Source organism: Pseudarthrobacter sp. GQ63 (genome assembly GCF_059758765.1).
This window is the reverse complement of the sequence record NZ_JCAXEF010000004.1, coordinates 258913-274639: the sequence shown is the minus strand read 5'-3', so window position 1 is coordinate 274639 and position 15727 is coordinate 258913. Positions and strand designations below refer to the sequence as shown.

The 15727-nt window shown below is 66.9% G+C and carries 16 protein-coding genes; 6 read left to right on the top strand and 10 right to left on the bottom strand.

Annotation, left to right across the window (positions count from 1 at the left end; all coding sequences use genetic code 11):
- The first annotated feature begins 7 nt into the window (after positions 1 to 7).
- Positions 8 to 1843 (top strand): gamma-glutamyltransferase family protein, encoded by a 1836-nt coding sequence (locus AC6CHP_RS10145; protein WP_498229565.1) that lies wholly within the window; start codon positions 8 to 10, stop codon positions 1841 to 1843.
- A 38-nt stretch (positions 1844 to 1881) separates the two neighbouring features.
- Here AC6CHP_RS10145 and AC6CHP_RS10140 read toward each other — a convergent pair whose 3' ends face one another.
- The 5 genes from AC6CHP_RS10140 to AC6CHP_RS10120 form a co-directional block, all read right to left on the bottom strand.
- Positions 1882 to 3357 carry a multicopper oxidase family protein gene (locus tag AC6CHP_RS10140; RefSeq protein ID WP_188730522.1) on the bottom strand — a complete coding sequence of 492 codons (1476 nt, stop codon included), beginning with the start codon at positions 3355 to 3357 and terminating at the stop codon, positions 1882 to 1884.
- Positions 3357 to 3626, bottom strand: a complete 270-nt coding sequence (locus AC6CHP_RS10135; protein ID WP_188730520.1) for an SHOCT domain-containing protein — start codon at positions 3624 to 3626, stop codon at positions 3357 to 3359. Before AC6CHP_RS10135 ends, AC6CHP_RS10140 begins: the two co-directional genes overlap by 1 nt.
- A 216-nt stretch (positions 3627 to 3842) precedes the next feature.
- Positions 3843 to 4244: a type II toxin-antitoxin system VapC family toxin gene (locus AC6CHP_RS10130; RefSeq protein ID WP_188730513.1), complete on the bottom strand. Its 402-nt coding sequence runs from the start codon at positions 4242 to 4244 to the stop codon at positions 3843 to 3845.
- Positions 4241 to 4504, bottom strand: a complete 264-nt coding sequence (locus AC6CHP_RS10125) for a type II toxin-antitoxin system Phd/YefM family antitoxin (protein ID WP_377195294.1) — start codon at positions 4502 to 4504, stop codon at positions 4241 to 4243. The genes AC6CHP_RS10130 and AC6CHP_RS10125 overlap by 4 nt, the downstream gene beginning before the upstream one ends.
- 49 nt (positions 4505 to 4553) lie before the next feature.
- The gene (locus AC6CHP_RS10120) at positions 4554 to 5321 is read right to left on the bottom strand and encodes an alpha/beta fold hydrolase (protein ID WP_498229562.1); all 768 of its coding nucleotides are present in this window, start codon (positions 5319 to 5321) and stop codon (positions 4554 to 4556) included.
- A gap of 257 nt (positions 5322 to 5578) precedes the next feature.
- Between AC6CHP_RS10120 and AC6CHP_RS10115 the strand changes: the two genes are divergently transcribed.
- Entirely contained in the window at positions 5579 to 5782 is a 204-nt protein-coding gene (locus AC6CHP_RS10115) for a cold-shock protein (RefSeq protein WP_066274236.1), read from the top strand.
- A gap of 399 nt (positions 5783 to 6181) precedes the next feature.
- Entirely contained in the window at positions 6182 to 7030 is an 849-nt protein-coding gene (locus tag AC6CHP_RS10110; protein WP_498229559.1) for an esterase/lipase family protein, read from the top strand.
- Between the two features lie 8 nt (positions 7031 to 7038).
- Here the strand turns inward: AC6CHP_RS10110 and ctaD are convergent, their stop codons facing one another.
- Together ctaD and AC6CHP_RS10100 are read right to left on the bottom strand one after the other, a co-directional pair.
- On the bottom strand, positions 7039 to 8793 hold the full coding sequence (ctaD, locus tag AC6CHP_RS10105; RefSeq protein ID WP_498229715.1) for an aa3-type cytochrome oxidase subunit I: 1755 nt from the start codon (positions 8791 to 8793) through the stop codon (positions 7039 to 7041).
- Between the two features lie 141 nt (positions 8794 to 8934).
- Positions 8935 to 10764: an AfsR/SARP family transcriptional regulator gene (locus AC6CHP_RS10100; RefSeq protein ID WP_498229557.1), complete on the bottom strand. Its 1830-nt coding sequence runs from the start codon at positions 10762 to 10764 to the stop codon at positions 8935 to 8937.
- 118 nt (positions 10765 to 10882) lie between these two features.
- Here AC6CHP_RS10100 and AC6CHP_RS10095 point away from each other — a divergent pair, with 118 nt between their 5' ends.
- On the top strand, positions 10883 to 11044 hold the full coding sequence (locus AC6CHP_RS10095; RefSeq protein WP_188730503.1) for a hypothetical protein: 162 nt from the start codon (positions 10883 to 10885) through the stop codon (positions 11042 to 11044).
- 160 nt (positions 11045 to 11204) lie between these two features.
- Here the strand turns inward: AC6CHP_RS10095 and AC6CHP_RS10090 are convergent, their stop codons facing one another.
- Positions 11205 to 11939 carry a FadR/GntR family transcriptional regulator gene (locus tag AC6CHP_RS10090; protein WP_498229555.1) on the bottom strand — a complete coding sequence of 245 codons (735 nt, stop codon included), beginning with the start codon at positions 11937 to 11939 and terminating at the stop codon, positions 11205 to 11207.
- Between the two features lie 188 nt (positions 11940 to 12127).
- On the opposite strand from AC6CHP_RS10090, the gene AC6CHP_RS10085 reads away from it, so the two are divergent.
- Positions 12128 to 12673: a gluconokinase gene (locus AC6CHP_RS10085; RefSeq protein WP_188730499.1), complete on the top strand. Its 546-nt coding sequence runs from the start codon at positions 12128 to 12130 to the stop codon at positions 12671 to 12673.
- 41 nt (positions 12674 to 12714) lie between these two features.
- Positions 12715 to 14118, top strand: a complete 1404-nt coding sequence (locus AC6CHP_RS10080; protein WP_498229552.1) for a GntP family permease — start codon at positions 12715 to 12717, stop codon at positions 14116 to 14118.
- Between the two features lie 150 nt (positions 14119 to 14268).
- Here AC6CHP_RS10080 and AC6CHP_RS10075 read toward each other — a convergent pair whose 3' ends face one another.
- A complete protein-coding gene (locus AC6CHP_RS10075) occupies positions 14269 to 15063 on the bottom strand; it encodes a GAF domain-containing protein (protein ID WP_498229550.1) in 795 nt (264 codons plus the stop codon).
- 143 nt (positions 15064 to 15206) lie between these two features.
- Entirely contained in the window at positions 15207 to 15590 is a 384-nt protein-coding gene (locus tag AC6CHP_RS10070; RefSeq protein ID WP_498229548.1) for a TfoX/Sxy family protein, read from the bottom strand.
- Between the last annotated feature and the right edge of the window lie 137 nt (positions 15591 to 15727).

The following is a 15727-nucleotide window of genomic DNA, read 5'->3' as shown; positions in this document are numbered from 1 at the left end:
GCACTCCATGGCGTACACACCGGCAGGCACCTTCACCACCCGGCCCACCCTCCAGGGCACGTTCGGCATGACGGCCTCCACCCACTGGCTGGCCACGGCCTCGGCGCAGGCGGTGCTGGAGCGGGGCGGGAACGCATTCGACGCCGCCGTGGCCGGCGCGTTCGTCCTGCACGTCGTCGAACCCCACCTGAACGGCCCGGGCGGAGACATGACGGGCGTGTTCACCACCGCCGGCAATCCCTCGGAACCGGTTGTGCTGATGGGGCAGGGACCCGCACCGGCGGCGGCAACCCGGGAGCACTACCTGGCCGAAGGGCTGGAGCTGGTGCCCGGGGCCGGTGCGCTCGCCGCCGCCGTGCCCGCCGCCGTCGACGCCTGGCTGCTGCTCCTCCGCGACCACGGCACGTGGGACCTGGCGGACGTGCTCTCCTTCGCCATCGGCTACGCCCGGAACGGGCACCCCGTCCTGGACCGCGTGGCCAGAACCATCGCCTCGGTCGCAGCGCTCTTCACAGAGCACTGGCCGACGTCGGCCGCCCTCTGGATGCCGGACGGGAACGTTCCGGCAGGCGGAGACATCGTGAAGAACGTGGCCTACGCGGACGTCCTGGAGCGGCTTATTTCCGCCGGCCAGGGTGTGGAGGACGACGGCGGCACGCCAGCGCAGCGGTCAGCGCGGATCGACGCCGCGCGGCGGGAGTGGCGGGAGGGTTTCGTGGCCAAGGCGGCAGTTGCGTTCCTCGCCACACCGCACCGCCACTCCTCCGGCACGGACCACGCCGGCGTGATGACGGAAGCTGACTTCGCGGGATTTTCGGCCGGATACGAGCCCGCCGCCACCCTGGAGTTCCGCGGCCACACCATCGCCAAGACTGGTCCGTGGGGCCAGGGACCGGCGCTGCTGCAGACGCTCGCGATCCTGGACGGGTTCGACGACGAGTACCTGGATCCGTCCACCGAGCTCGGCGCGCACACCATCCTGGAGGCGCAGAAGCTGGCCATCGCGGACCGCGAGGCGTACTACGGCGACGCCGCGGTGCCCCTGGACTACCTGTTGAGCAGGGAGTATGCCGCGGAGCGCCGGCAGCTGATCGGGGAGAAGGCCTCGCACGCGTTCCGGCCCGGCGAGGTTCCCGGCCACACGCCTTTCCTGCCGCCGCTGCGCACGGAGTACCTCCCGCCGTCGCTCGCTGCCCGCGGGGAAGATGCGTTCGCCGGGGTGGGTGAGCCGACGGTGCAGCCCACCGGGGAGACCCGCGGCGATACCTGCCATATCGACGTGGTGGACCGGTGGGGAAACATGGTCTCAGCCACCCCGTCCGGCGGCTGGCTGCAGTCCTCCCCGGCGATCCCCGAACTGGGCTTCTGCCTGGGCTCGAGGCTGCAGATGACGTGGCTTGAGGATGGCGCCCCGTCCACGCTGACCCCCGGCAAGCGACCGCGCACCACGCTGACGCCTACGCTCGTGCTCCGGGACGGCCGGGCGGTGGCGGCTCTCGGGTCACCGGGCGGCGACCAGCAGGACCAGTGGCAGCTGTTGTACCTGCTGCGGACGATCGTGGGCGGGTATGAGCCCCAGCAGGCCATCGACGCGCCCGCCTTCCACACCACGTCCATCCCGGGTTCCTTCTGGCCCCGCACCTGGACGCCGGGCGGGGCGGTTGTCGAGGACAGGATCGGGGAGGATGTCATCGCCGGACTCGAGGCGCGCGGCCACGTGGTGTCCCGGGCGGGGGACTGGTCCCTCGGACGCCTGTCGGCTGTGGTTCGCTGTCCAGAGACCGGCGTGCTGAAGGCTGCGGCCAACCCCCGGGGCGGGCAGGGCTACGCGGCCGGGCGGTAGCTCATGGCGGTACCCGGCGCCGTGGGTTGGCGCCTGGCTCAGCGGACCTCAATGACTCCCATCATGCCCTGGTCCTCGTGGTCCAGGATGTGGCAGTGGTACACGGAGCGGCCGGTGAAACCCGTGAAACTGACCCGGACCTTCACCTGGCCATTGGCGGGGATATTCACCACATCCCGCCAGGTCACCGAGTCCGGGGCGGTCCCTGCCTCCTCAACCACCTGCATGGGCCAGACATGCAGGTGGAAGGGGTGGTCCATGGGGCTGGGGTTGAGCAGCGTCCACTCTTCCACCGTCCCTGCAGCCACAACGGTGTCTGTCCGGTCCGGATCGAAGGTCCGCGCGTTGATGGTGAATGTCATCATTCCCCTGCCCATCCCCATACCCGTGCCTGTGGCGAGGGTCAGTTGCCTGCGGGCTGCGACCACCGCGTTCCGCAGGTCTTCCGGTGCCGGCCGGGCGGGCGGCGGCGCCGGCGGCGTGGGCGGTGTGGTGGCCGGGGCTCCGGACGCCGAGAACGTTGCCAGCACCAGGTCCCCGGTGCCTCCGGCATCCGGTCCGCGGCCGGCCCGTCCCATCATGCCTGCCATGCTTCCCCGGTTGTAGTAGCCGGACCTGAGGGCGGACACACCAGCGGTGGCTGTGACCAGGACATCGGCACGGTTGCCCGGCGCAAGCAGCACCTCGTCCACCGTCTGCGGTTTGGGGAAACGGGCCAGGTCAATGCCCAGCAGCTCCCACTGATGTCCGTCCAGCCGGAGCCGCAGGTAGCGGGCAACGCACGTGTTCACGATCCGCCACCGCTCGCGCTCGCCTGGCCGGGCGGAAAGCTCCGGGCTGCTGTGGCCGTTCACCAGGACCAGCCGGCCTTCGCGCCCGAGCATCCGATCCATTGGTGTGGCCTCCGCCAAGGCACCTGAGCCGTCCACGGTTAGGTCCGAAACCACCAGGATGCGTTCCCGGCTGACGGCGGGCGCATCCTCCTCTTCAACGATGATGGCGCCGAAAAGGCCGGCGGAAACCTGGTCTGCCACCATGCCGTGGTGGTGGGGGTGGTACCAGTACGTTCCGGGAGGGTGGTCCGCGGGGAGGCGGTGCTCATAGCTGAACGACTGGCCCGGCGGGACCATGACGAAGACATTGTCACCATTGCCCTGGGGCGAGACGTGGAGGCCGTGGACGTGCAGGTTGGTGGGGACACCCAGGTTGTTGACCAGCTCGATCTGGAGTGCGTCTCCGCCCCGCACCCGCAGTGTGGGGCCGGGGACGCTTCCGTTGTAGCCCAGGATGGATGCCTGCAGGCCGCCGAGGGGCACCGATACGGGCGAAGCCTCGAGCCGGACCTTCAGTTGTCCGTCAGTGCTGCGCAGCTCCTCCGGCTCGGTGAACCCACCGCCGGCTTCGGGGGAGAAACGGGACGTGGCCGTCCACCAGAGCCCGGCTCCGCCGGCCACCGTGGCCGCCGCTCCCAGGCCTCCCAGCAGCAGCGCCCGCCGCCGGCTGATGGCACGCATCAGCGGCCCTCGCCGAGGACCCTCAGCCGTTCGCGGTATTCCTCCTCCGCGATTTCACCCCGGGCAAAGCGTTCATCGAGGATCTGCTGCGCCCGGGTCCGGCCGGCATCAGGTCCGGGCAACCGCGGCGGTCCAGGATGGCGTTCTGACGTCCTCCCGGTGCCTGACAACCGCACGGCCACCAGCACCAGCAGGGCGATGCCCACCAGCAGGAGGAGGCCCCAGAGCCACATCATCCAGCCCATGTTCGAGCCGTAACCCCACATCATGACCGGCGCCCTTTCGCCCGCAAACCGCTGATAGGGCGATCCTCCGCCGGTACACAGCCGGCCGCCAGAGTCCGAAGTCCTTTCAGGCGCGGTTTGTCTAAAGTCCCGGTCAACCCAATCCCGGTTAACCCGACAGGCGTGCCAGCACCCAGTCCCAGCGGAAGCTACACGGAGCCGCCGACAATTGCGGAGGAGGAGGGGTGAGTCACGTCCTCGTTACGGCCCGGTCCGCATTCCCGGGGACAGGACGTTGATGCCGGCATCAACCGCTGCGGTGAGGAGTTCGACGTCGTACGAGACAAGAACGTCAACCTGCAGACGGATAGCAGTGGCCAGGTGAATGGCATCCGCGCTGCGAAGCCTGCCCGGCAGAGCCGCTGCGTACATGAGGTCCGAACGTACAAGATCGACCAGGTTGATGCCGCCGAGGGCTGCATTGACCAGTTCGCCGTGTATCGCACGGCGGCGCGCTGCGCAGTGGAGTTCTGTGTAGAGGAGCATGGAGGCAACCAGGCTGTGGGTCTGGGACGCTGTTGACAGGTACGCCGCCAAGGTGGGCGATTCCTGCTCCTCCACCACGAGTTTGAGGACTGCCGATGTATCCGCGTAAATGATCAACGGTCACCGCGAAGGTCGTCCAGAATCTCCTCCGTGCTGGATTCCAGACTGACCCGGTGCAGGGCGGTGAAGTCGACGGGTCCAGTTGCGGGGCGTACCTGGCCTGCCAGCAGCAACCGTTCAAGGGGGGAAGCTGACGGCGGGATGAGTGTAGCGGCGATTTCGCCATTGTTGGTGACGTCGATTGTCTCCCCGTTCTTCACGCGTTCGAGGATCTTGCTGCTCTCGTTGCGCAATTCACGGTGTGGAATAGTTGTCATACCGCACCTCCGTAGCAAGTGTAGCAACCCATGCGGTCCGGGGGAAGGTTCAGCCGCGGCCTTCCGCCTGTTCCCAGTGCCGCCGCAGCATCTCCGCCAGTCGAACGGGCTCCATCCGGTGGGGCGGGTCGAAGTGGTGGCGTTTGGGGAAGACTTCAAGATGGAAGTCCGGGAAGAAGACCCGCGCCAGCCGGCCGGCAATCTCGCCGTAGTCATCCGGGTTGCTCAGGCCGCCGAGGGCGCAAAACACGGGCGGGCGGAACGCCGCCAGGCGTTCCCGGTTCAGGTCATAGCTCCGGAAGGTGCGCAGGAATGCCGTGATCCCTGCCGGCCGGCTGGCCATCCACGGCGGCGGGGGACCCGGCGGTGGTGGCGGCAGGACGACGTCGGGCTTAACTCCCAGCCTCATGAAGGCGGGCATGAGCTGCTCTGGAGGGAGGGTCTCCAGCATTTCGTACTTCTTCCAGACCTCCGCGTGGGCGGGGCTCCAGTCCCAGGTCCCGGCCCAGGCCGGCTCAAGCAGGGCAAGGCTGAGCAGCCGTTCGGGGTGTTTCGCGGCGAAGGCCAGTGCCGCAGCCCCGCCGCCGGAATAGCCCACAAGGTGGAACGTTTCCCATCCGCGTGCATCTGCCTCGCGCAGCACGCCGCCCACCTCCGTGTCAAGGCTCCAGCCGGGCGGAGGCTCCTCGTCCGCATAAAGCTCCAGGTCCTTGGCCACTGCCTGGACATCCGCTCCCAGGGCTTCAATCAGAGCGCCGTACGCATCCTGCGCGGGGAGGACTGCGCCAGGAAGGAGGATGGCCCGCATCGGTTCCATGGCAGAACCATACGCCTGGTGCCGCTGCTCCTGACAGGCCTGCGGAAGGGGACTGGGGGAACCGTGGAGGCCGGTTGGTAATTGCTGTCCGCAATCTCCTGTAGAGTAAATCCTGTTGTTGTGTTTATGCAGTTCGTAGTTCAGGCAGTACGCACGGTCGAAAGCCCGTGTTCTTCTGAAGCAGCGGTTTTGAGCACCCCAAACAGGAGGACCCGAAAGTCGGGACAGTTCCTCCACCTTCACGAAGGACAAAAATAATGGCTACTGGTACCGTCAAATGGTTTAACGCTGAAAAGGGCTTCGGCTTCATTTCCCCCGATGACTCCTCACAGGACGTTTTCGCACACTACTCTGCGATCGCCTCCTCCGGCTTCCGCTCACTCGAAGAGAACCAGAAGGTCTCCTTCGAAACCGAGCAGGGCCCCAAGGGTCCCCAGGCCGTAAACATCCAGTCCCTCTAATTCCTTAGAGAAACTGGGGCCTTAGGGTTTCAAAGTTTGAAAGCATGGCCGGTCACTGACCGGCCATGCTTTTGTTTAACCCGCGTGTGCCAGCACACCGCACGACGCCCTGGCGCCGGGGCCTGGCGTGAACGTTTGTGCAGCCGACATGAACCACTGGCCCAGGCCCGGTCACTGCCCGGGCATTCCGCGCGCACCCGGCAATTAGCTACTGACCAGTAACAACACGTGCCGAGCGCGCCAGGCGGTCCACGTCCCGCCGCCTTGCAGTCTGCTCCGCAAGTGGCGCACGTCCGTGCACTTCATGCCGGTGCCGCACCCGGCGTGCCTAGCATGGAAACCGGGCCCACAGCCTGGCTTCCGGCCCTGCACCCGCTGACACAAAACAAAGAGGTTTCCATGTCGCTGCTTACCAGAACCCTGTCCCTTGCCGCCTCCGCTGTCCTGGCCTCATCCCTGGCCGTGGCACCCGCCCAGGCGGGCGTCGTCGAAATTCCCCCTCCCGGCGCGAACGACTGGTCCTGCAAGCCAACCGCCGAACACCCCTATCCGGTGGTCCTGGTGCCCGGAACCTTCGAGAGCATGGTGAAGAACTGGTCCACCCTCTCGCCCTACCTCAAGAGCCAGGGCTACTGCGTGTTTGCCCTGAACTACGGCGAGACGAACGGCGTCTACGCCACCGCCCCCGTCGCGGACTCCGCCCAGGAACTCGCCCCATTCGTTGACGCGGTCCTGGCTGCCACCGGCGCCAGGAAGGTGAACCTCGTTGGCCACAGCCAGGGCGGCATGATGCCGCGCTACTATATGGGCTTCCTCGGCGGGGCCAAGAACGTCAACCATCTCATCGGCATCGCCCCCTCCAATCACGGGACCGAGGGCGTGATCATTCCGCCGCCCGAAGTCCTGGAAGACCCGGACTTTACCGCGCTCGGGTGTGCCGCGTGCGCCGACCAGCAGGCCGGCTCCGCGTTCATGCAGAAGCTCAACTCCATCGGTGACACCGTGGCCGGACCGTCCTACACGGTGATCTCCACCGTCTACGACGAAGTGGTGATCCCGTACAACAGCCAGTTCCTCGCCGGCCCGGCGCGGCAGGTCACCAACATCACCATCCAGGACAAGTGCCCGTTGGACGTCTTCGAACATGACCAGACACCCAACGACCCCGTGGTCCACCAGATCGTGGCCCACGCCTTGGGCAGGAGCTCAGGCCCGGCCGACCCGGCCTACCAGCCCCGCTGCATCTAGCCTTTTTGTCACTCGTCCGGACTCGGGCTGCGGACGTCCTTCTGGCCGATGTCGGCTGCGCCCAGGGCCGCCGCCGCGGGGCTGTGCGTGGTGTCGTGCTCGCGGACCCGGAGCTCCGGGTGGTGCAGGTCCAGGGCCGGCCGCTCCGAACGGATCCGGGGCAGGGAGGTGAAGTTGTGCCGCGGCGGCGGGCAGGACGTGGCCCACTCCAGCGAGGCGCCGAATCCCCATGGATCGTCCACGGTGACCTTCTTCCCGGTCCGCCAGGTGATGTAGACGTTCCAGAAGAACGGAAGCAGGGAGGCCCCCAGGAGGAAGGACGACATGGTGGAGAACTGGTTCATCCACGTGAAGTTGTCCTCCACCAGGTAGTCGGCGTAGCGGCGGGGCATGCCCATGACGCCCAGCCAGTGCTGGATCAGGAAGGTGCCGTGGAAGCCCAGGAACAGCATCCAGAAATGGATCTTTCCAAGGCGCTCGTTGAGCATGGTGCCGGTGAACTTGGGCCACCAGAAATAGAACCCGGCGAACATCGCAAACACCACGGTTCCGAACACCACGTAGTGGAAGTGGGCCACCACGAAGTAGGTGTCCGACACGTGGAAGTCCAGCGGCGGGGACGCCAGGATGATGCCGGTCAGGCCGCCGAACAGGAACGTGACCAGGAAGCCGATGCTCCAGAGCATGGGGGTCTCGAAGGTCAGCGAACCGCCCCACATGGTGCCGATCCAGTTGAAGAACTTCACGCCGGTGGGCACCGCGATCAGCATGGTCATAAACGCGAAGAACGGCAGCAGCACCGAGCCTGTCACGTACATGTGGTGCGCCCAGACTGTCATGGACAGTGCGGCAATGGCGATGGTGGCGTAGACCAGGCCCTTGTAGCCGAAGATCGGCTTGCGGCTGAACACCGGGAAGATCTCGGAGACGATGCCGAAGAACGGCAGGGCGATGATGTACACCTCGGGGTGGCCGAAGAACCAGAACAGGTGCTGCCAGAGGACTGCGCCGCCGTTCTCCGGATCGAAGATGTGGGCACCGAAGCGCCGGTCGGCACCGAGCGCGAACAGGGCTGCGGCCAGCGGCGGGAAGGCCATGATCACCAGGATTGAGGTGACCAGGGTGTTCCAGGTGAAGATCGGCATCCGCCACATGGTCAGTCCCGGGGCGCGCATGCAGATGATGGTGGTGATGAAGTTGACCGCACCCAGGATGGTCCCGAAGCCGGAGAGCGCCAGGCCGAACACCCAGAGGTCACCGCCGATGCCGGGGCTGAAGGTGGTATCCGAGAGCGGCGCATAGGCGAACCAACCAAAGGACGCGGCGCCCTGGGGCGTGATGAAGCCGGACATCGCAATGGTGGAGCCGAAAAGGAAGAACCAGAAAGCCAGAGCATTGAGCCGCGGGAAGGCCACGTCCGGAGCACCGATCTGCAGGGGCATGATGAAATTGGCGAACCCGGCGAACAGCGGGGTGGCGAACATGAGCAGCATCGCAATGCCGTGCATCGTGAAGAGCTGGTTGTACTGCTCCTTGGTCTGCAGGATCTGCATGCCCGGCTCGAACAGCTCAGCGCGGATGAGCAGGGCCATCACCCCGGCCAGGCAGAAGAAGGCAAACGACGTGATCAGGTACATGTACCCGATGGTCTTGTGGTCGGTGGTGGTGATCCAATTGACCACCAGGCTGCCTTTGCGGCGCTTCGTGACAGCCGGCGCGGCGGTAGCGGCGAGCCCTTCAGTTGAATGTTCCGCAGTGGCCATCTTCCACCTCACAGAGTCTTCCGTATGGCGTGGCAGGTCCTTCATGGGCCCTACTTTGAAGGCTACTCAGGATCATGGCCTCCGGGAAGGGGCCCGGACAGCCGCTGCGGCCTACCGCCCTCCTGCACGGCCCCGCTTTGCTCAGTGCGGCAGTGCCTGCCGCAGCGGGCCCACCCGGTTGCGCTCCGCCAGGAACGCCACCAGCGCGGGATTGTCGATCTCCTTTGCCAGCCAGGGAACTGCCTGTGCCGCAGCTTCGTCGCCGAGGACAGCCCGGTGGGACTGCCCCCGCACCACGAATTCCCGCATCCCGCTCCGGCTCGCCAGCTCTACCAGCTGCTCCACGAACGCGGCCGCACGGGGGGACATGCTGGCAATGGAAACCTCCGCCGCCGTATCCAGAAGCCGGGCGGAGTACCAGAGGTACCAGGGTGTGGGTTCGAGGCCCCGGTCTATCCAGTGCTCCGCTGCCGCCAGATCGCCGTGCACCATCAAGAGCCGTGCTTCGGCTCCGGCGGCCAGGGCCATGTAGCAGTGATCGCCGGCGAGCTCCGCCATCACCCATGACCGGTCAATCAGGGCCGCAGCCTTCTCCACCTGCCCTGCGGCAAGGTACGTCTCTCCCCGCACGCCGGCAACAAACGGTTCAAACGCCGTCCAGTGTTCCTCCGCAATCCACGCCTGCGCCCGGTCCAGGGAGTCAGCCGCCTGCTCCAGTTCCCCGCGGAGCAGCCGTACCCTGCCCAGCAGTGCCTCGCTGAAGGCCTGCTGCCGGCGGTTCCGCACGGCCTTCGCCAGCTTTCCGGACTCTGTCAGGGCCGTCACGGCGTCCCCGTACCGTGCGGTGTCTGAGGCCAGCATGCCCTGGATGGCCAGGATTCTCGCCTGTTCGTCGGGGAATCCCCTGGCCGCCAGCATGGCCCGGTCCAGCCACCCGGCAGCCCGGTCCGGCACACCCCTTTGGACAGACAGGTAGCCCAGCTCGCGGTATGCGGCGGCGGCCGTCCGGGAGGCGCCGTCGGGCCCTTCCGCCTGGAGTGCACGGTGCAGGAAGTCCGCCACCTCGGCGCCGCGGCCGCCCGCCTGGTGGATCAGGGCGCCGGACAAGGTGACCAGGGACTCTGCGATCAGGTGACTATCGTCAATGCGCTGCGCCAGCACCACCGCGAGCCGCAGCTGGTCCAGCCCCCGGTCCACCGCACCCGCCCACAATGACGCGCCGCCGGCGTCAAGGTAGGAACGCACAGTCGCCGCGGTGGCCGGCATTCCCGGATCTGCTTCCGGCGCAGCATCGGAGAGGGCACGCCGAATTTCCGCGGGCAGCGGCAACCCCAGCTCCTGCCGGTAGAGGGCGCCGCACGCGGTGACGTGCCTGCGGGCCCGGCGGTGCTCACCCAAAGCCACCAGCGCCTTGACCAGGACAGCGTTACAGTCCGCGTGGAAGGGATCCCGGTGCAGCGCCAGGGTGGCCAGCTCAGCGGCCTCGCCCGGAGCACCTGAGGCCAAGGCAGCCAGCGCGGCCTCGTACAGCAGGGACTGGACCACGTTATCCAGCCGGAAGCGCTGGTCCGCCAGCCAGGAATCGAAGACGGGGCAATCGGCGAAGGACAGTCCCTCCAGCAACTGGCCGGTGAAGCCGCGGGGGTCCAGGCCGGGCCTGGCTGCAGAGCCCACCACTTCGAGTGCGTCGCAGCGCCACGGCGGCCGAAGCACCAGCCGCAATGGATCGCCGGCCACCGTGACGCCGTCGAGGGTCCGCCGCAGCTCGGACAGGTTCCAGCGCAGGGCACCGAGCGGGTCGGCGGCATCCGGAAACAAGAGCGACGCCGTGCGGGACCGGCCGGTGCCCTCGGCCTGCAGCGCGAGGTATGCCAGCACCGCCCAGGCCTTGCGGCCTCTGGGCTGCAGGGGAGTTGCGTCGGGGGACTCGACCGCGGGCGGACCAAGGAGCCGAATCAAATACTCGGCCATACGGCCCATGGTACGCCGCCGGAACAGCGGCGTCTGCGGGCCTCACACGCTTGGTCACACGCGGCCCGCACACACTGAAATCGCCCAACCGGCACACCACCACGAGAGGTACAAAACCATGGAATTGCTCGGCATCCTGCTCTTTGGACTCTGGGTTCTGATTGTCACTGTCTGCGTTGTCCTGACCGACGGCCGGGGCCACACGCCCGAGATCCGGTCCACGGATCCGTGGTCCGTAGGCAACCTTCCCAGTGAGCCATACGCGTCGCTGCGGATGTAGGTTCCACAGCCCCAGCCACCGGGACGAACGAGCGGCCCTACACCACCAGGGCGCTCACATTCGCGGCCCTGGTCCGCATGGACGGTGCTGGCAAGCGCCGCTTGTGCGGGCCAGGGCCGTCCTTGTGGGAAGTCACCCCACACAGCGCCGGCGCAGGGAGTTAACCCAGGCCCATCGCTTCCCGCACTTCGTCCAGGATGTGGTGCATCGCCGATTCAGCCACGGCCGTATCGCCGCGCGCCACTGCTGCCGCCACGTCCTCGTGCGCCTGCAGTGCCTCATCCCGGGGCTTGAACGGCATGAGCCCCTGCTGGGTCCGGCTGGTCAGCACTTCCGCCACCATGCCTTCCAGCGCCTGGAACATCTCGTTTCCGCAGCTTCGCAGGAGCAGCTGGTGGAACTCGATGTCCGCGGCCAGGAACCCCTGGAGGTCGCCGGCTTCACCCAGCCGCCGCAGCTGAGCCCCGAGGGCAACGAGCTGGGCCCTTTCCGCGGCACTGGCACGCCGGGCGGCACCGGCGGCGGCGATGGGTTCGACGGCGATGCGCAGCTCGGTGAGGCTGCTGTACTGGAGCTCACGGCGGTCTGACGCCAGCCGCCAGCGCACCAGCTTCGGATCAAAAACGTTCCACAGGGACCGGTCCTGCACCACAATGCCCACGCGCCGCCGCGAGTAGACCAGGTTCATGGATTCCAGGACCTTCATGGTGTCCCGGGCTACGGTCCGCGATATCCCGTACTCCTGCTGCAGCCCCTCGAGGGTGAGCCGGCTGCCGGGGGCCAGATTGCCGGAAGCGATGGCAACCCCCACCGCCTCCAGGACCCGCTCATGCATCGCGGGGGAGGCCCCGCCGTCGTGCGCTTTATCCGCGCCCTCACCTGTCGCCGTCGACATTCTGTCCGCCTCTCCTGCGCCGCAGCGCCTTCCCAGAATACCGGGAAAAAGAAGAAAGGTATGACCTGTAACACGAAAAGATAGTATCTTTCCAGCAAAAAGGTGATACCTTATGGCGTAGCCCACTTCTTGACGGGCCCACAGCGAGCTTCTTCGAAAGCCAAAGACGTCTTCTCCGGAGGTATGACATGCAGTATCCCCCCACGCACCTTGTGGTCATGGGCGTTGCCGGCTCAGGCAAAACCACCCTCGCGGCCGCCCTGTCCTCGCAGCTGGGCTGGGCCTGCGCCGAAGCGGACGAGTTCCACCCTGAGGCCAACATCACCAAGATGACGCAGGGCATTGCGCTCCAGGACGAGGACCGCTGGCCCTGGCTGCAGGAAATCCGCACCTGGATGACCGCCCAGGCGCAGGCCGGCTGCAGCACCGTCCTGACATGTTCCGCCCTCAAGAAGAGCTACCGCAAGCTCCTCTCCGAAGCGGAAGGCCGCGTGGTCTTCCTCCACCTCGACGGCGGCGCGGACCTGATCGGCCAGCGCATGCAGGGCCGGGCGGGTCACTTCATGCCGCCCACCCTGCTGCCCAGCCAGCTTGCCACCCTGGAGCCGCTCAGCCAGGAAGAGCTCGACGCCGGCAGCCTCCGCCTCGACATCTCGCAGTCGCCCGAGCAGCTGGTCGCCGCCGTCGTGCAGGCTCTGCAGCTTCCCACCGGCCAGGCGCCCTGCGCGCCCTGACCGCCCCCTAAACCCCCAAAGTACTGTTTCAAAGGAGAACCATGACCATCGAAGGATGGACCCAAACACTGGGCGCAGGACCCCTGCTGCTCATTGCCGGAGCAGCGATCCTCGTCCTGCTGTTCCTGATCATCAAGCTGCGTATGCACGCCCTGATCGCCCTGATCCTCATCAGCCTCGCCACCGCCTTCGCCACCGGCATTCCCGCCAACCAGGTGGTGCCGGTGCTGATCAACGGTTTCGGCACCACGCTCGGCACGGTGGCACTCCTGGTGGGCCTGGGTGCCATGCTCGGCCGCATCGTGGAAACCAGCGGCGGCGCCAAGGTGCTGGCCGACTACCTCATCGGCGTCTTCGGCGAAAAGCGTGCCCCCTTCGCGCTTGGCCTGGCCTCCCTGATCTTCGGCTTCCCCATCTTCTTCGACGCCGGCCTGGTGGTCATGCTGCCGGTCGTCTTCGCAGTGGCCCACCGCCTGGGCGGGGGAGTGCTCCGCTACGGCCTGCCTGCCGCGGGCGCGTTCTCCGTGATGCACATCTTCCTGCCCCCTCACCCGGGTCCGGTGTCCGCGTCCGCGTTCTTCGATGCCAACATCGGCCTGGTCACCCTCGCCGGCCTGATCGTCGCCATCCCCACCTGGTACGTCACCGCCTACCTCTTCGGCCTCTACACCGGCAAGAAGCTGGTCCTTCCCGTACCAGAAATCCTGGGCCACGCCTCCGCCGAAGCGGAATCCAACCCGCCGCGTTTCCGCACCGTGGTGGGCCTGCTGCTCCTGCCGCTGGTCCTGATCTTCATGAACACCGGGCTGAACACCCTGGCCTCCTCCGGCGTGCTCGCCGAAGGCGTCAAGGATGAGCAGTGGTACCAGGTCCTGCGGACGCTGGGTGAAACCCCGGTGGCGCTGCTGATCTCGGTGCTGGTAGCCCTGTTCGTGCTGGGCAGCAAGCGCGGCAAGGACGCCGGAGCCCTTGAGAAGCTCCTGGAATCCTCGCTCGGCCCGGTCTGCTCCGTCATCCTGATCACCGGCGCCGGCGGCATGTTCGGCGGCGTCCTGCGCACCTCCGGCATCGGCCAGGCACTCGCCGACGTCCTGGGCGACCTGGGCATCCCGCTCATCCTGGCCGGCTTCCTGATCTCCAGCATCCTGCGCATCGCCCAGGGATCCGCGACCGTTGCACTGACCACCACCGCAGGCCTGATCGCCCCGGCCGTGGCCCTGGCCGGACTGAACGGCATGCAGGTGGCCGCCATGGTGATCGCCGTGGCCGCCGGCTCCGTGGTGGTCTCCCACGTGAACGACTCCGGCTTCTGGCTGGTGGGCCGCTTCTTCGGCATGGACGTCAAGACCACGCTGAAGACCTGGACCGTTATGGAAACCCTCATCGGTGTGATGGGCTTCGCCATCGCGGCCGTGATCTTCCTGGTGGCCGGAATGGCAGGCTAGCACCCTTCACCCCCACGGCTGACTGGACAACAGCGGCGGGGCGGGCAGCAGACATGCTGGCCGCCCCGCCGTCGTCGTACCCGGGGACTTTAAGCCGAGCCGCCCGGGGCGGGGTGGACCGGGGAAGGTGGGCCCGGCGGGTGGCCGGTGCTAGGTGCGTGCGTCGATGTCCTTCTGGACCACCGCGGCAAGTGTTCGCAGCACCTGCTGGTCGGACGGGGAGAAGGTCCTGGGCTGCTGGTCGATAACGCAGAGCGTTCCGATGTTCCAGCCCCGCGGCCCGTGCAGGGGGTAGCCGGCATAGAAGCGGATGTAAGGCTCACCCGTGACCAGCGGATTGGAGGCGAAGCGGTCATCGGCAAGGGTGTCGTTGATGACCAGCATCGAGTTCCGCTCCACCGTTTCCGCGCAGAGCGCGATGACGCGGGGAGCCTCCTCGCGCAGCGGCCCGACGGCCGACTTGAAAAACTGGGCATCCTCGGCGATCAGGGACAGCGACGCTGCACCCACGCCGAAGAACTTCCAGGCGGCAGCGACAACGCGGTCGTACACTTCCTCCGGGCCGGTGTACAGAAGGTCCGTCTCGTGCAGTGACTTCAGGCGTTCCGCTTCTGCCCGCTCCGGGGACAGCAGGGATTTGCCGGCGGCACCCAGGGCGGCAAGCGCATCTTCTTTGCCCGGTTTCTGGCCGTCCAGCGGGTGTCCGGGGCCGCCGCTCTTCGGCTTCACGGACCGGAACCGCCGCTGTCCTGCCTTGAGTTCCTTCACTGCATCAGGCCCGCGTTCGATCGCCGGCAGGGCCAGGGCTTCATGAAGATAGGCGTCCAGCTCGAACGCGGAACAGTGCGACCTGCCGAAGTAGGAAGGCCAGAGTTTCTGTGGATCCAGGCCGATTGTGGCAGCGAGTTCGAGCCGCCGCTTCACCTCTTTGTCGATTGCGTCCACCTCCCAGATGACGCGTTGCTGGGGTCCGCGTACTCTGTAGTTGCAAAAGCCATGTTGATAAGCTTACTTAGTAATTCGGTCCCCGGCTACCTGGCCGGTTCGGAGGCTTTCGGGGTGCCGCCGCCCATGGCCGCGTTGCAGGACTACGTGCCGGCGGTACGGGTCTTGCTTTTGGGTTCTTTCGGCGGCAGGCCCGCCACGTGTTCATAGGCTTTGTGGATCCATGCTTTGGCGCGGGCGTCGTCGCCATCGCCTTCCTCGTTCCACATTTCCGGCAGGCCGGAGTACTCGCGCATCGGCCGGTCCGCCGGGCCGAACGGGACGGTCCGCTCACCGCTTTCGAGCTGCTGCCTGTCCTCCGGGGAGAGCCGGATGCCGATGGTAGGCCCGAAAAGCCCCGCAAACATGTTGCCGTTGACGAACGCGCCCAGGTTGCCGAACATCGGCTTCACCGACACGTCCGGGACGTCCGGGACCAGCGACCGGAAGCGCTCCTTGTCAGCCTCCGTCGCTTTAGGCATCTCCACTGCTTCCCCCTGGGATCGGACGGCTGGTGTGTGCAGGATATGCCCTGCGGGGTGGGCTGGGGAACACCCGCCGGTCCGCCGTCGTTGTGCCGGTAGGCAGCGCGCCCACGCCGGGCGCCGGACGTTCCCCAACCAAA

Excerpts from the sequence above, each read along its gene's own strand:
- AC6CHP_RS10085 (WP_188730499.1), top strand. The coding sequence starts at position 12,128 with ATGCAGTATCCCCCCACGCACCTTGTGGTCATGGGCGTTGCCGGCTCA.
- AC6CHP_RS10110 (WP_498229559.1), top strand. The coding sequence starts at position 6,182 with ATGTCGCTGCTTACCAGAACCCTGTCCCTTGCCGCCTCCGCTGTCCTG.
- AC6CHP_RS10115 (WP_066274236.1), top strand. The coding sequence starts at position 5,579 with ATGGCTACTGGTACCGTCAAATGGTTTAACGCTGAAAAGGGCTTCGGC.
- AC6CHP_RS10140 (WP_188730522.1), bottom strand. The coding sequence starts at position 3,357 with ATGCGTGCCATCAGCCGGCGGCGGGCGCTGCTGCTGGGAGGCCTGGGA.
- ctaD (WP_498229715.1), bottom strand. The coding sequence starts at position 8,793 with ATGGCCACTGCGGAACATTCAACTGAAGGGCTCGCCGCTACCGCCGCG.
- AC6CHP_RS10120 (WP_498229562.1), bottom strand. The coding sequence starts at position 5,321 with ATGGAACCGATGCGGGCCATCCTCCTTCCTGGCGCAGTCCTCCCCGCG.
- AC6CHP_RS10090 (WP_498229555.1), bottom strand. The coding sequence starts at position 11,939 with ATGTCGACGGCGACAGGTGAGGGCGCGGATAAAGCGCACGACGGCGGG.
- AC6CHP_RS10125 (WP_377195294.1), bottom strand. The coding sequence starts at position 4,504 with ATGACAACTATTCCACACCGTGAATTGCGCAACGAGAGCAGCAAGATC.
- AC6CHP_RS10095 (WP_188730503.1), top strand. The coding sequence starts at position 10,883 with ATGGAATTGCTCGGCATCCTGCTCTTTGGACTCTGGGTTCTGATTGTC.
- AC6CHP_RS10135 (WP_188730520.1), bottom strand. The coding sequence starts at position 3,626 with ATGATGTGGGGTTACGGCTCGAACATGGGCTGGATGATGTGGCTCTGG.
- AC6CHP_RS10080 (WP_498229552.1), top strand. The coding sequence starts at position 12,715 with ATGACCATCGAAGGATGGACCCAAACACTGGGCGCAGGACCCCTGCTG.
- AC6CHP_RS10145 (WP_498229565.1), top strand. The coding sequence starts at position 8 with ATGGCGTACACACCGGCAGGCACCTTCACCACCCGGCCCACCCTCCAG.
- AC6CHP_RS10100 (WP_498229557.1), bottom strand. The coding sequence starts at position 10,764 with ATGGCCGAGTATTTGATTCGGCTCCTTGGTCCGCCCGCGGTCGAGTCC.